14 protein-coding genes are annotated in these 14,031 nt (G+C 50.8%); 6 read left to right on the top strand and 8 right to left on the bottom strand.

Annotation, left to right across the window (positions count from 1 at the left end; translation table 11 throughout):
* Positions 1-2: 2 nt before the first annotated feature.
* The gene (locus H6F76_RS28990) at positions 3-212 is read right to left on the bottom strand and encodes a hypothetical protein (protein ID WP_190451675.1); all 210 of its coding nucleotides are present in this window, start codon (positions 210-212) and stop codon (positions 3-5) included.
* Positions 213-223: 11 nt separating this feature from the next.
* Here H6F76_RS28990 and H6F76_RS28985 point away from each other — a divergent pair, with 11 nt between their 5' ends.
* Positions 224-379 carry a hypothetical protein gene (locus H6F76_RS28985; protein ID WP_190513579.1) on the top strand — a complete coding sequence of 52 codons (156 nt, stop codon included), beginning with the start codon at positions 224-226 and terminating at the stop codon, positions 377-379.
* A 207-nt stretch (positions 380-586) separates the two neighbouring features.
* Positions 587-2,173: an alkaline phosphatase gene (locus H6F76_RS28980; protein WP_190513577.1), complete on the top strand. Its 1,587-nt coding sequence runs from the start codon at positions 587-589 to the stop codon at positions 2,171-2,173.
* A 129-nt stretch (positions 2,174-2,302) separates the two neighbouring features.
* Here H6F76_RS28980 and pcrA read toward each other — a convergent pair whose 3' ends face one another.
* Positions 2,303-4,660, bottom strand: coding sequence for a DNA helicase PcrA (pcrA, locus tag H6F76_RS28975; protein WP_190513575.1), 2,358 nt, complete (start codon positions 4,658-4,660; stop codon positions 2,303-2,305).
* A gap of 380 nt (positions 4,661-5,040) precedes the next feature.
* On the opposite strand from pcrA, the gene H6F76_RS28970 reads away from it, so the two are divergent.
* Complete coding sequence (locus H6F76_RS28970; protein WP_190451270.1) at positions 5,041-6,174, top strand: CNNM domain-containing protein; 1,134 nt, start codon at positions 5,041-5,043, stop codon at positions 6,172-6,174.
* 104 nt (positions 6,175-6,278) lie between these two features.
* On the opposite strand, the gene H6F76_RS28965 is transcribed toward H6F76_RS28970, so the two are convergent.
* The 3 genes from H6F76_RS28965 to H6F76_RS28955 form a co-directional block, all read right to left on the bottom strand.
* Positions 6,279-7,133 (bottom strand): site-specific DNA-methyltransferase, encoded by an 855-nt coding sequence (locus H6F76_RS28965; protein WP_190513573.1) that lies wholly within the window; start codon positions 7,131-7,133, stop codon positions 6,279-6,281.
* A 188-nt stretch (positions 7,134-7,321) separates the two neighbouring features.
* Positions 7,322-8,374, bottom strand: coding sequence for a tetratricopeptide repeat protein (locus H6F76_RS28960; protein ID WP_190513572.1), 1,053 nt, complete (start codon positions 8,372-8,374; stop codon positions 7,322-7,324).
* A 109-nt stretch (positions 8,375-8,483) separates the two neighbouring features.
* Positions 8,484-9,170, bottom strand: a complete 687-nt coding sequence (locus H6F76_RS28955; RefSeq protein WP_199322588.1) for a sigma-70 family RNA polymerase sigma factor — start codon at positions 9,168-9,170, stop codon at positions 8,484-8,486.
* A gap of 354 nt (positions 9,171-9,524) precedes the next feature.
* On the opposite strand from H6F76_RS28955, the gene H6F76_RS28950 reads away from it, so the two are divergent.
* Both H6F76_RS28950 and H6F76_RS28945 read left to right on the top strand, forming a co-directional pair.
* Complete coding sequence (locus tag H6F76_RS28950) at positions 9,525-10,112, top strand: glyoxalase-like domain protein (protein ID WP_190451260.1); 588 nt, start codon at positions 9,525-9,527, stop codon at positions 10,110-10,112.
* A 6-nt stretch (positions 10,113-10,118) separates the two neighbouring features.
* Complete coding sequence (locus tag H6F76_RS28945; protein ID WP_190513570.1) at positions 10,119-11,300, top strand: aldo/keto reductase; 1,182 nt, start codon at positions 10,119-10,121, stop codon at positions 11,298-11,300.
* Between the two features lie 86 nt (positions 11,301-11,386).
* Here H6F76_RS28945 and H6F76_RS28940 read toward each other — a convergent pair whose 3' ends face one another.
* From H6F76_RS28940 to ebsA, 3 genes are all read right to left on the bottom strand, one after another.
* Entirely contained in the window at positions 11,387-12,577 is a 1,191-nt protein-coding gene (locus H6F76_RS28940; protein ID WP_190451256.1) for a TRC40/GET3/ArsA family transport-energizing ATPase, read from the bottom strand.
* Positions 12,578-12,618: 41 nt separating this feature from the next.
* Entirely contained in the window at positions 12,619-13,005 is a 387-nt protein-coding gene (locus H6F76_RS28935) for a DUF2358 domain-containing protein (RefSeq protein ID WP_190513567.1), read from the bottom strand.
* Positions 13,006-13,157: 152 nt separating this feature from the next.
* Positions 13,158-13,535 (bottom strand): type IV pilus biogenesis protein EbsA, encoded by a 378-nt coding sequence (gene ebsA / locus H6F76_RS28930; protein ID WP_190451251.1) that lies wholly within the window; start codon positions 13,533-13,535, stop codon positions 13,158-13,160.
* A 108-nt stretch (positions 13,536-13,643) separates the two neighbouring features.
* Here ebsA and H6F76_RS28925 point away from each other — a divergent pair, with 108 nt between their 5' ends.
* On the top strand, positions 13,644-13,844 hold the full coding sequence (locus H6F76_RS28925) for a hypothetical protein (protein WP_190513565.1): 201 nt from the start codon (positions 13,644-13,646) through the stop codon (positions 13,842-13,844).
* Positions 13,845-14,031: the final 187 nt, after the last annotated feature.

Below are 14,031 nucleotides of genomic sequence, written 5' to 3'. Positions count from 1 at the left end.
GTTTAACCAAACACCTCATCTTCTCTACCCGTCCACCAGTCGCCCAGGTTCATCAAATCCTGATGAATATCTTCTACTGCCTGAATGTATTCCGTCTCGGAGAGGCTGTCTCGCCGTTCTTGCAGCTTTTTCAGTCGTAGTTGTACCAACAACCAGGGTTTCGTGATGCCGTCCGTTGCTTCGATGTAACGGGCGAGACTGTCACTGGACATATCTTGAGGCGATGGACGATTCATGGGCAGTTGGTACGATCGGCGATAGAAACAACACGACAGAAAACTTTCGCCTCTTCATCGTATTACTCATCCCTGAAGAAAGTGAAGCAACCTCCGAAATGATTGTGTTTCTTTGGATGATGGGACGATCGCACACGGAATAGGGTCGATCACATTGGCATTGTGAGCGGTTGCGGTAGCCTGCTTGCCAGAACGTGTCGCAGTCACCTTGCAGAAAGTTGCTGCGTAACCGTAGCGATTCGATCGCTCCTAAGCTTGTTGACCAACTAAACCTTAACAAAACCTTCGTAGCCAATTAATCACTGCTTGGTACTGTTCTTTTCATTATCTGTACAAAATTCTCTACAGTTATGAATTGGTATCAGTCCTCGCATTTACCATCGACAGGGTTGAAACGGCGCGATGTTTTACGGGGCGCTGGCATTTTAACGGGTTTGGCGATCGCCAGTCAGTTACCGCGTCGTTTAGTGGCTCAGCCAGCGTTTTCAGGCTATCCCTTTTCACTTGGGGTTGCCTCTGGCAATCCACTGCCCAATAGCGTAGTTTTGTGGACTCGACTGGCTCCTAATCCGCTAAGTGGAGGAGGAATGCCAGCATACAACGTGCCCGTGCAATGGCAAGTTGCGGCTGACGCAAATATGCGACGCGTTGTTAAGTCTGGTACTGAGGTTGCCGTGCCAGAATTCGCGCATTCAGTTCATGTAGACGTGCGTGGACTGCAACCAGGACAGACTTACTGGTATCAATTTAAGGCGGGTAACGAAGTCAGCCCGATCGGTCGCACCCGTACTGCACCTGCCCGTGGTGAAAGGCTCGATCGCCTCCGCTTTGCATTGGCTAACTGTCAGGACTGGCAAAATGGCTACTACACGGCTTACAAGCACCTCGCCGAAGAAGATCTCGATCTGGTAGTGCATGTGGGTGACTACATTTATGAATATGGTCCGCAACCCGGTGGACCTCGCCAGCACAATGGTCCTGAGATTTTCAGCCTGGAAGACTATCGCAACCGCCACGCGCTCTATAAGACCGATGCCAATCTTCAGGCGGCTCATGCAGCGTTCCCCTGGGTGGTGATATGGGATGACCACGAAGTAGAAAACAACTACGCTAGTGGGATCTCAGAAGTTGATGGCGAGCCTGATCAAGATCCCGCCGTGTTCTTGCGACGGCGCGCAGCAGCATATCAGGCGTATTACGAGCATATGCCGCTGCGTAAATCATCCCTACCCTATGGTGCTGATCTGCGGCTGTATCGACGCTTAACGTATGGCGATTTAGCTCAGTTTAATGTGTTGGATACACGTCAATATCGATCGGATCAACCCTGTGGTGACGAGCTTAAACCCCTTTGCGATGCAGCACTTGACCCTAATGCCACGCTAACAGGCAAGGCGCAAGAGCGCTGGTTGTTTCAAGGCTTGCAGCAATCATCCGCTCAGTGGAATATTCTGGCGCAGCAGGTCATGTTTTCGCAGTTTGACTTTGATGCACGTCCAGGGGTGCAACTCTTTAATATGGATCAATGGGATGGCTATGTGGCAGCCCGCAATCGCATCCTGACGTTTCTCGAACAGCAGAAGGTTTCTAACCCGATTGTGCTGGCGGGTGATATTCATTCCAGTTGGGTACACGACATCAAACGTGACTTCAACAAGCCAGGATCGCCAACGCTGGGCACTGAGTTTGTGGCAACCTCCATCACCTCAGACTTTCCCACCCAGTTCATTGCTCCAGTAACGGCAGCGCTTTCTAACAACCCGCATACTAAGTTCTTTAACGGTGCGTTGCGGGGCTATCTACGCTGCGCTCTAAATCGCAAACGTTGGCGGAGTGATTATCGCGTCGTCTCGACGATCGCTGCACCCCAAGCAACAATTAGCACTCTTGCCTCGTTTGTGGTGGAAAATGGTCAACCGGGCGCTCAACGCGCTTAATGTAATTAAAAACGGAGTGTAGCAGGATGGGTGCTAAATGTTCCTGTCCTGCTTCGTTTGCTCTACCGCTTTTAATGTGAGCGATCGTCTTGAGCGCGATCTGGTACTGGAGGCAGTCACAACAGACTCTCACTCCACTCGTTGTAGGGGCGTTAGTTTGGGATCGACAATCTTTTGACCCATACCAGCAAACTTCACAGCAAGGCAAATCTTATTCCCAGCACCAAAAATATGCGTTACCTGACCGCTGCCAAAGGCTTTATGAACAACTCGATCGCCGACTGTCCAATCATCTTCATGGGTATCCGGTAAAGAAGTTGTTTCAGAGGGACCCCGGCTTGAGGCAGCGCTCGGTTTCGTCCAGCGGGTAGGAATAGCTGTGGCAACATTGCTCTGCATCAGCTCACGCGGTAATTCTGCCAAAAACAGCGACGGGCTAGCAGGTTCGCGATTGCCATACAGTCGGCGTTCTCGCGCATAGGAGACAAACAAACGCTCCTGAGCGCGGGTGATGCCAACGTAGCAAAGACGGCGTTCTTCTTCCAGTGCGGCAGGGTCTTCGAGCGATCGAAAATTAGGAAACAGTCCTTGCTCTAGCCCCACCAGGAAGACGACTGGAAACTCCAGCCCCTTCGACGAATGCAGCGTCATCAGTGAAACTCGTGTGACTTCTTCTTCTAAATTATCCAGATCAGACGAGAGCGAGGCGCTAGAAAGAAAGCCAATCAGGCTGGGATCGTCCGTGTTCTGCTCTTCAAATTGCAGCACCGCGTTGTAAAGTTCGCCCACGTTTTGCATGCGGTCTTCGGCTTCTTCGGTGCCCTGGATTTTTAAGTCCTGCATATAGCCAGAGTCTTCCATAATGCCTTGGACGATCTGGTTCGCGGGCAATGTATCAAGCTGCGATCGCCATTTCTGAAGCATCTGGACAAAGCTCAACACACCTTTTGACGATCGTCCTGACAATGTTTTGACAGAGGTTTCATCAGTGAGAATCTCCCACAGGGGCACATCCAACTCCTGCGAGGCTCTTACCAGGGAATCGATCGTTGCTTTGCCAATGCCGCGCCGGGGCGTATTGATCACCCGCAGTAAGCTGACCGTATCAGCAGGGTTGGCGATCGCCCTTAGGTAGCCCAACACATCCTTAATTTCCTTGCGATCATAAAACCGCAGCCCACCCACAATTTTGTAAGGCACATCATGCTTCACCAGCACTTCTTCGATGGCGCGCGATTGGGCGTTGGTGCGGTAGAGGATCGCAAATTTGCCCCAATGCAGTTCGGGATGCTTCGCTTCCATCACGCGGATCTGCTGCACGACAAACTCTGCTTCGGCGTTTTCGTCGTCAGCGCGATAGCAGAAAATAGCTTCACCAGCACCCCGTGTGGGCTTCAGCACTTTGTCGATGCGCTCGGTGTTGTTATCAATCAGGTGATTGGCAAGTGCCAGAATGTTTTCGGTCGATCGATAGTTTTCCTCTAGCTTGACCATCGTGCGGGTGTCGTCATCCGCCAATTGGTCGCCAAAGTCCTTCTGAAAGCCCATCAGAATAGTGAAATCTGCCGCTCGGAAGGAGTAAATCGACTGATCGGCATCGCCAACAACGAAGACCGATCGATACTCCCATTGGTCAAAGGTTTGAGTGCTATCACTATTGGTTACCAGCAGACGAATCAAGTCGTACTGAGTCCGGTTAGTGTCTTGATATTCGTCTACAAGAACGTGCCGAAAGCGGCTATGCCAGTAGGCACGTACCTGTTCGTTTTGGCGAAACAGCTTGACAGGCATCAAAATCAGGTCATCGAAATCTAGCGCATTGTTTGCTACCAGCGCATCTTGATACATACTGTAGACGTTGGCGATGACCCGTCCACGATAGTTTTGCTGCTCGCGCTCTAGATCTTGCGGTGACCAACTCTGGTTTTTAGCATTACTAATGGCAAAGCGAACGGAGCGAGGATCGAACTTTTTATCGTCCAGGTTCAGCCTGTTCGTTACGATATCTTTCACCAGACTTTGCGCGTCCGATTCGTCAAAGATCGAGAAGTTACGATCCCAACTGCGTCCCTTCTCATCCTGAAACTTTTCAATGTCAAGCCGCAAAATCCGCGAACAGAGCGCATGAAAAGTGCCAATCCACAGATGTTTAGTAATATTCTTGTAGACTTTTGACTTCAGCTTTGTTTGGTCGTAAGGCGGCAATGAATCCAGCGGTTTACCAAATTGACTATGTGATTCACGATCGGCAAAGAGCTTCTCAATTCGCTCCTTCATTTCTCTGGCAGCTTTATTTGTAAAGGTGACAGCCAGAATGTTTTCAGGATCAACGCGATGCGTCAATACCAAATTGGCAATGCGATAGGTCAACGCTCGCGTTTTGCCAGAGCCAGCGCCTGCAACTACTAGTAAAGGACCACAGTAGTGCTCTACTGCTTGCCGCTGCGAAGGGTTGAGATGAGCGAGAAATTCTGTCGTTTGTGTCATGAAGCGGTGTGGCGATCGGGCGATGCTTGGGACGAGCCAACAGCATCAAGACCAGCGTATCGCATCTTGAAGGATGAGAGCAGTTTTGGCAGGTAGATGCACGATCGAAGCCACGGTCTTTTCGCTCAAGCAACGTGCTCTTTGTAAAGGCGGGTTTTGAGGCATCGTTCAAAGGTCTTGAGATACAGGGTCTGTACCTTCTTCATTGGCGCGCTTCTACGAATTGCCGTTTAGCTTGCTTTGAGGGACTTTCAGTTCCTTTTATCAAGACCCGTTGGTAATTGCTGCCTAAATTGCCTGGAAGACTCCAGGTAGGAAAGTTATTATCAACGAATAACGATATCCACCGAGTTCCATTCGGCATTGCCTGAAGGCACCTTGTGACTTTGCTTACTCCTTTCTATTTGTTGGCTGCTTCTGATCTGCGTCCGCTTCTGGGAGATATTCGGCTTGATGTCGCAGCGCTTGTGCTGATGTTGCTGCTATCTGCTTTTTTCTCTGGCTCAGAAACGACCATCACGGCTCTAGACAATCTCAAGCTGAAGGCGCTAATCAAGGAACAGGGCGATCCTAGCCGCATTTTTACCCTAGTACTTAGCAATCGACGGCGGTTTATTACGACGCTGCTGGTGGGCAACACGCTGGTCAACAACTTTTCTGCCATTTTGACCAGCAATCTGTTTAGTCTGTGGTTGGGCAATCAGACGATCGGGCTTGCCACCTTTGTCATTACGTTTCTCACCTTGACGTTTGGCGAGATTGTACCAAAATCGCTGGCAATCAATAACGTCATGCCAATTTTTACGCTGGTAGTGCAGCCCATTTACTGGCTTTCTAAGTTGCTGTCGTTGCTGGGTGTGATTCAACTCTTTGAGAAGGTAACTCAGCTTGCCATTCGCACGTTTCAGGGTGAAGTGGTGCAGCAGGGTGAGTCGCTACAAGATTTGGAGCTAATGATCGAAATCTTGGGCGGCAAGGGGCAACTTGATCTGGATCAGCATCAGATGCTGAATAAGGCGTTAATGCTCGATCGCCTGAGCGTTAAAGAAGTCGTCAAACCACGCATTGCGATGCGAACCATTTCGCGAGAGGCGACGCTACAAGATTTAGTCGCGCTGTGCCTAGAAACAGGCTATTCGCGCATTCCAGTGCAGGAAGAGTCAAAAGACGAGATCGTCGGTATTGTGAATCTCAAACGCGCCTTGCAGCACTTGAATCAGCTGCGTCACGATGAACAGAGCAATGGCTTTGTCACGCTGGCAATGGACCCGCCCTTCTATGTACCTGACACAAAGCGCGTAGCGGATATGCTGAAAGAAATGCTGCAACAGCGCCTGCACATGGCGATTGTTGTGGATGAGTATGGCGGTACTGTCGGCTTGGTCACGCTGGAAGACATCCTTGAAGAATTAGTGGGCGAGATTTACGATGAGAGCGATTTTCCTCATCGCGCCAGTCCTGCCCGTAGTGCCACAGTGCTCAACCGAGAGCCTACTAGCCGTGTTTCACGATAGGCGTGCGTTTCGCCCCCAGTGATCAGGACATCACCGTTCTATTTTTCCTTTTGCATACGGACTTTCGAGCCTGCAGAAAGATTTGGTGAGCGCTTCAATAAAGCTCAACGAATGCTCTGGCGACGGAGAGCGTTTTGGCGATCGTGCTCTATCCAGGCAGCATCCGTCCAGTGAGGAGTGCTTTGCAGCCGAGCGATCGCCCAAGCATTGTATTCGGGGCTCAGGTCACAGCCCAGCCATTTTCTACCTGCTTGCTCGGCTACTACCAGCGTTGTGCCAGAACCAGAGAACGGATCAACTACTGTGTCACCACGATCGGATGCAGCAAATACGAGCTTGCGAAGGAGTGCCTCTGGCTTTTGCGTAGGATGCTTTGTCTTTTCCGCCATGCCATTGCAGGTTGTGGGAAGCTCGATCACATCCTTTGGCTTTGCGCCCAACGGGTGTGGCAACCAGCGATCGCGGGGTTTCCCATCACCATACTGACTGGTCGCTGCCTGCGGATGGGCGGGATACTTCAGCGTATGGTTGCCATAGGGAATCCGAATGCGATCGATGTTGATCTTAGCTCTGGCACTCTTTCGCAGCAGCAGAATGCTCTCATGGGCGCGTCCCCAATCAAGACCCAGATTAGCCTTGTTTTTGTAATGCCACACTAACCAGCGGCAGGCTTGGAAGTATTGCAGGGCGGGACGCTTCAGATCTGCCAGAATCTCAGAAAAACCCATGACATAAAGGCAACCAGACGGCTTAAGGATTCTTGCTGCCTGCTGAATCCACTGCATCGACCAGTCGATATAGTCGTCTTGCGAGGCGAAGGTATCCCAGTCTGCTTTTTTAAGGTTGTAAGGCGGATCGGCAAAGACCAGATCAACAGATGCCTCGTCCAACGTTGCTAACCATTGCAGCGAATCGCCACAAAATAAAGTGCCGTTAGAAGTTTGATGGGCGATCTTCATGCGTTGGTTACAGTTATGGCAGTATTGCCCATGGTTCAGAAGTACTCACCATAGAATGCTCCAGCACTAGCAAAGATTCTGTAGTGAAGAGTTTATGGATAAATGCCGCTAAATCATTAAGTAGGTCAGCTACAGTTCCTTCCCAAGAGGGGGGGGAATAAGTCGCTATTCAAATAGAGATAAGACAATTACTTGCGCTTTAGGCTGACCAGTCGTTCTTGCAGAATACCTTCTTGCTGCGTATCGTCAAGGTTGCGGGCAAGCTCGATCGCCTGTTGATAACGCTGTTGTGCTTTAGGTACATCACCCAGTTTTTCGTAGAACTGACCTAACGCTTGCAGTGAGATGAGTTCTTGACGATCGTTCTCTAACATCTGAGCAACCTGAAGACGCTGATTGAGCAACTCAAGCGACTGCTGGTAGCCTCCCGTTGTAGTGAGGGCTGCTACCATGCCATCGATCGCACGAAACTGATTGGGGCGATCGCGGTTGATATCTGCTAGCTTGACTGCCAGCCCGTAATACCGCATCGAGTCTCGATAGTTGCCCGCTGACTGATACAAAGCACCGATGTTGTTTAACGTGGTGGCTTCTCGTTTGGGGCTACTGGCGCGACGAGCCTCTGCTAAAGCAATCGTGTATTCCTCCATAGCGCGGCTAGTGTTACCTAGACTAGACGCCAACAACCCCAAGCTATCGTGCGATAAGGCAGCGCCATCAGCGCTCTTAATGTTGGTAGCAATAGTGAGCGCTTCGTTAAAGAGAGCTGCTGCTGATTGGATGCCGCCACGCTTTGCTAGCACTCTGCCCAGACTGTTCAAGGCATAAACTTGCCCTTGAAAATCTTGTTCATCACGTGCGATCGCCAGTTGTCGGCGTAGAGCATCTTCTGCTTCGTTCGATCGTCCTAAACGGGAATACGCCAGTCCTAAATAGCCGTAGGCAAGAGCTTCACCAGGGCGATCAACGAGTGCTTGGTAGAGCTTGAGCGCCTGCTGCCAGGATTGCACCGCATCTGCTAACGAACCATCCAGCTCTTGATCCTTACCCAGTTGTAGGAGTCGATCGGCTTCATTTCTCGATGCGCCCTGAGTGCCGTTATTAACCCGCACATTCAACTGCTGATTTAGCTCGGTGGCGCTAGCTGCAAGCGGTGATAGCAGCGCGATCGACATTCCAGCACCCACAATGGCACTAAGGATGACTGGTTGACTCAGAATGCCCATGACCCAACGATTCATTTGTCTGCCTCGATAAAATTTTGCGCTGGCTCGACGTTAGCCCTGGCGCTAGTAAGAAGGGGTAATTAAGACACCTCGACCTAGCCGAACAGCTAGCCCTAGAGTGTCTTTATTCAACGCTCGTTTCTACTGAGGTCGCACCAAACCCCAGTCCACTTCTAGCATTCCCTTCTAGATAGATGGTTCGTACATCGTCTGGCAGCATTGTTTCGAGCAACCGATAGCCTTCTTGGATCTGCGATCGCACCTCTGCTGGAGACATTGCCTCACCCTCTGCCCGCAGATACGCTGAAATTCGCGTTTCGCTCCAGTTAAATGTTTGCGCCATCAGCACAATCAGCCGGAGGGTTGGCGGCATTTGATCCAACACTCGCTCGATATAGCACCACAAGGGCGGCGGCGCAGCTTCTAAGTTGTATTGAATTGCTTCCACGGGTGGCAGTTCTGCCCGATTAATACAAATTGCTGTTACGTTAATCAGCCAGCTTTGTAGCGTCATGCCAGCGTCATTTTCACCACCACTACGCAAATCAACGCCACCCAGCTCATGGAAAATATGTCGCCAGGTATTGGCAAAAAGATAGTCTGCCTGGACGGGCGATCGTGCCGAGTGCCGAATAAGCGTGTACACCATCGGACTGTAGCGACAAAAGATCGCCGTAAAGTATTGCCCAGAATCCGGGTGGCGCTGAAATAAGGTCAGCAAATCTTGATCGCTATAGTGCGTCAAACCCTTCACTACCGGATGGTTACATTCTGGGAAGGACGGAATTGCAGGAAATGTAGGAATGGACACAGCCCAAGTAACCAGCTAGTTGTGCAAATGAATGACCTCCAATATATAAGCGGTTTTGGGCAAATTGACACGGTTTTTTCACAAATCAGTAATGAATGTTGGCAAGAGGGAGTAGGAAACAGGGTATGGAACGTTGCATCGCCTCCTCCGCTTCCCTTACCTCCGCTTCCCTTACCTCCTCCGCTTCCCCTACCTCTCTTGTCATCTAACATGAGCTGTTAGCTGCTGACGTGCGGCTCCCCTTTCCACCGCATTTCTTCTTGATACAATGGAGGGACGCTTAACCTCTGAATGTTTTTAGAGCAGGCTGCTGCTTCTACGTCTGCCCTCATCAACGCTTGCCTTGTTCTACTCATGACTATATCGATCAGTAGTATTCTGGCTTTTACTCAACCGCTGTCGCTAGCCGCTCTTCCGGGCTTAGATCCATTGTTTTCCACCCAAGGCATTATGGTGATGCTGTTAGGTGCATACGCAGTGGCAATGTGGATGTTTCTCACCAGTGCGCCGAAGGTCCACACCATTATGGTGACGGACGTGCAGCTAGCAAAAAATCTCTATGAAGGGATGCTAGAGCTGCCAGCGGCTGATATTCCCTTGCACTATTACTATAATTACGAGCAATCGTTAGGTGCGGCAGCGATCGACCCTCTCTATCTTTCTCCAGGCATTGGGCGATCGGGTCTTTCTTCTACCAGCGCCCCTGAAGGATTGTGGTATCAGTTGAAAAAAAATACCCAACTGCACATTATTGCAGGAGCTAGTCTGGGCGAGAAGAATCGTCAGCGGCACGTCTGCTTTGATCGAGACTGTTTAGAACAGGTGCTCTTGCGGGTGCAGATGCGAAACGTGAAGCACAAAATTCGGCAAGAGAAACCCCTAAATTTCTTGGTGAAGGACTACGACGGTAATGTGATTGAAATGGCGGAAGTATCTGCTTAAGGCCTCATGCAATACCGTCGGTTTGGACGCACAGAGTTAGCCATGCCTGTTTTTTCGTGTGGCGGCATGAGATACCAACACAAGTGGCAGGATGTCTCACCGAAGCAGATTCCGGCTGATAGTCAGGCAAACCTGGAGGCAACCATCCGACGATCGCTCGACGTAGGCATCAACCACATTGAAACTGCGCGCGGCTACGGCACCTCGGAAATGCAGTTGGGGCAAATCTTACCGACGCTGCCACGCGAGAAACTCATTGTCCAAACGAAAATTTCGCCTGTTGCCGATGCCAAAGCCTTTCGGCGTACGTTTGACCAGTCGCTGTCGTACCTGAAGCTTGATCACGTTGACTTGCTGGGGCTGCATGGCATCAACACGCCCGAGCTACTGGACTTTTGTATCCGTCCTGGTGGCTGCCTGGATGTTGTTCGTGCTTTGCAAAGGCAGGGCAAAGTTCGGTTTGTCGGCTTCTCAACGCATGGACCCACTGATGTGATTGAGCAGACGATCGCCACTAATCAGTTCGACTACATAAATTTGCATTGGTACTACATCAACCAGACGAACTGGTCTGCGATTGAAGCTGCGGCTCGGCATGACATGGGCGTTTTTATCATCAGCCCTTCTGAAAAGGGTGGAATGCTCTTTAAGCCGCCGCAACGTTTGGTAAATCTGTGTGCACCGCTGAGTCCGATCGTCTTCAATGACCTGTTTTGCTTAAGCCATCCCCAAGTGCATACATTAAGCATTGGTGCTGCCAACCCTCAAGATTTTGATGAACATTTGAAGACGCTAGCCTACCTGGATTATGCTTCGGACGTGCTGCCGCCTATCCTAGAGCGGTTGGAGCAGGCAGCGATCGACCGTCTTGGTGCAGATTGGATGCAAACCTGGCACATTGGTCTACCAACGCTAGCAGAAACGCCTGGAGGGCTGAACATCCCGGTGATGCTGTGGTTAAGAAATCTAGCGCTTGCCTACGACATGGTGGACTATGCCAAGATGCGGTACAACTTGCTGGGGCAAGGCGGGCACTGGTTTCCGGGTGCGAATGGCGATCGGGTGGCAGACCTCAATTTGCAGCCATGCCTCGCGCAGAGTCCCCACGCCGACAAAATTCCCCAGCTTCTAGCCGAAACCCATGCACTTCTAGGCGGTCAAAAAATACAGCGCTTATCCCGGCAATAGTCTACTAGAGAGCACATCCTGTAACTGCCGAGTGAAACATGGACTAGGCAGCCAGACAATTGTTGAGGTCGATCGCTCCAACATCTCTAAACTTTGGCTACACTCGCAAAGCGGATTTTAAGGTAATCATCTTCCATCTTTGCCCCCGCAGGTTCCAGGGCAGCTAACGACTGTGGCAGCACCAGATTACGACGATGATTGCCAATGCGAATATTTAGCTCATCGCCAGATTTACTCAGTTCAATCTGGTGCTTCTCAATGCCCGGTAGATACACTTCCAGACTGTACTGCTGTTTGTCTTGCACCACTCGCAGCGTGGTTTCTTTGTAGTAAACCTGCGCCGGATCTTCATTGTTGGGGTAGAGGGTATCTTTGAGCCGATCGAGCGCTGCTAGCCCACACATCTCTTCCGAATACAGCGGCACTTCTTTAATCGGTAGCGGTGAGAAGTTTTCGTGGATTTCCTGACGATACTGCTGCTGTTGTTCCTTCCAGCGCTGGAAGAAGGGGTCAGAGACAGAATCGGGTAGGATACGGTTTGCCACCACCATATCCGTTGCCACGTTATACAGGCTCAGGTAAGCGTGGGCACGGAGTGATTCTTTGATCACCATTTTTTCAGGGTTCATGACCAGACGCACCGAGGTTTTAGTCGCATCAGTCAGCACTTTCTCCAGCGCTTCGATTTGCTCGTAGAACTCGAAGGGCGCATCCATCACCTCTTTATCGGGGAGAGAAAAGCCCGCGATCGGTCGAAACAGTGGCTCTACCAGCGGACGTAAGGCGACAGAAATTCCCTGAAAGGGCTTGTAGAATTTCCGCATATACCAACCGCCAACTTCTGGCAAGCTCAACAGACGTAGTGCGGTTCCCGTGGGTGCAGAGTCAATGATCAGCACATCGTACTCGCCCTCGTCGTAGTGGCGCTTCATCCGCACCAAGCCAAAAATTTCATCCATGCCAGGAAGGATTGCGAGTTCTTCTGCCTGCACCCCGTCCATGCCCCGTGCCTGCAAAACCTGAGTAATGTAGCGCTTTACGGCACCCCAATTGCCTTCCAGTTCCTTGAGCGCATCAAGTTCGGCTCCCCACAGGTTAGGACGCACGAGTTTGGGGTCATGACCCAGTTCCACATCAAAGCTGTCTGCCAGAGAGTGTGCTGGATCGGTACTGAGAACCAGGGTGCGATAGCCAAGTTCGGCGCAACGCAAACCAGTGGCAGCAGCAACAGAGGTTTTGCCTACGCCCCCTTTGCCCGTCATCAAAATTACGCGCATGGCGATCGAACCCTACTGAGAATTGTTTACATTCTTTTACTTTATCGAGTTTTCGGCAGAAAGTGCTGCTTCAACACATCCAAACGTGAACAATGCCAGTAGTCGAGGTGGGAGACAATCAAGCCATCCGCATTGAGCGTGAGTTCGCTCCAGCCAGGAATAGTGATGCGAGGACGCCAGGGCAGCGGTGTATTCCAGCTCAACGTCCAGTCAGTGCGGATAATGTTGCCTGTTTGTTGCATCTTATGCAAATCCATTTTGCAGTGGCGAAACCAGGCTTGGATAAACGCGATCGTGCGTTGGTAGCGATCGACCCCCCGAAACTCACTTGTCGGGTCTTTGAAATACACATCCTTAGCGTAGATGCTGTAAGTCTGGTCAACCGGAAACCGCTGGTAGTCGTCTTTAAGGATTTGGAGAATGTCCATGAGGGGGGAAGAGGGTTTTGAGTTTTGAGTTGAACCAGTTGTTAGTTGTTAGTTCATGAGCCGTTCCTGACTCCTTCTAATAACTAACAACTAAAAACTCCCTTGAGTCCTGACTCCTGATTCCTCTCCTCTCACTCCTCACCCAGCGCTCTCTAGTCGTCATAGCGCATTAACTTGCGGTAAAACGATTGCGAAAAGTCTGCAAGGTGAACGCGCTTGAAATTTAGGATCACGTCGATGAGGAAATCAATGAACTCAAAGTTCGCCATCATGAGTTCATAGCTGAGTTCTGAGTTGCCGTCAAACTGAATGCGACAGCGGGTCAGGTCAGCTGGTAAGGTCGACACATTCCAGGTGGCAATGAAGGGGATGCTCTCACCGCCCTCAATTTTGCGCTGACCTTCTAGCGAACCTTTTTGGTAGAGGCTGATTGCCAGGGGCAGGTGTGATCGCTTTGCTGCCTGCGGATAGTAGGGTGCATAAACGCCTACGTGCTGGTTGGGGGCGGGTTGAAGTTTGTCGATAGACATAGTCAATCTTCCTAGAGTGCTGTCAGGTGGAAAATGCAGTTGGGTAGGAGACTCAGCGCGTTTCGAGAAGGCGTTGTGATGCTGTGCGAAAGAGCTTTGGCAGTAGGAATGCTCAGACTGCCAGTGATTTTAACTCAAACCGCGATCGCTGCCGACGCGTGTTGCCCCAATTTCTCTGGACTGTCGTTTGAACGACGGTACTGTTTGCAGCACGTATCCGCATCGGCAAGCACAGGTAGCAAGCATAAGCTGTTGACCGACATCAGGCTAGATGAAGCCAGTTTCTTTCGCCGTGATCAGGCACACTGATTTTCTGCCTGCCGTAGTGTGCCCAAAATCAAGAATCGATCTGCATAAAATGAGATCCCGTTCCTTTTGCAACAGTGCCGTCTGCTACATTGACTTCGTTCCTCGACAGCCTGAAGGCGAAGGAGTTTGGGTTCGCGCCTGATATCGGATACCACACTTGCCACAATAAGGTCTACAGGTAGGAGGC

The organism is Leptolyngbya sp. FACHB-321, from assembly GCF_014695975.1.
Taxonomy (GTDB): domain Bacteria; phylum Cyanobacteriota; class Cyanobacteriia; order Leptolyngbyales; family Leptolyngbyaceae; genus Stenomitos.
This window is presented reverse-complemented; position numbering and strand designations above follow the sequence as displayed.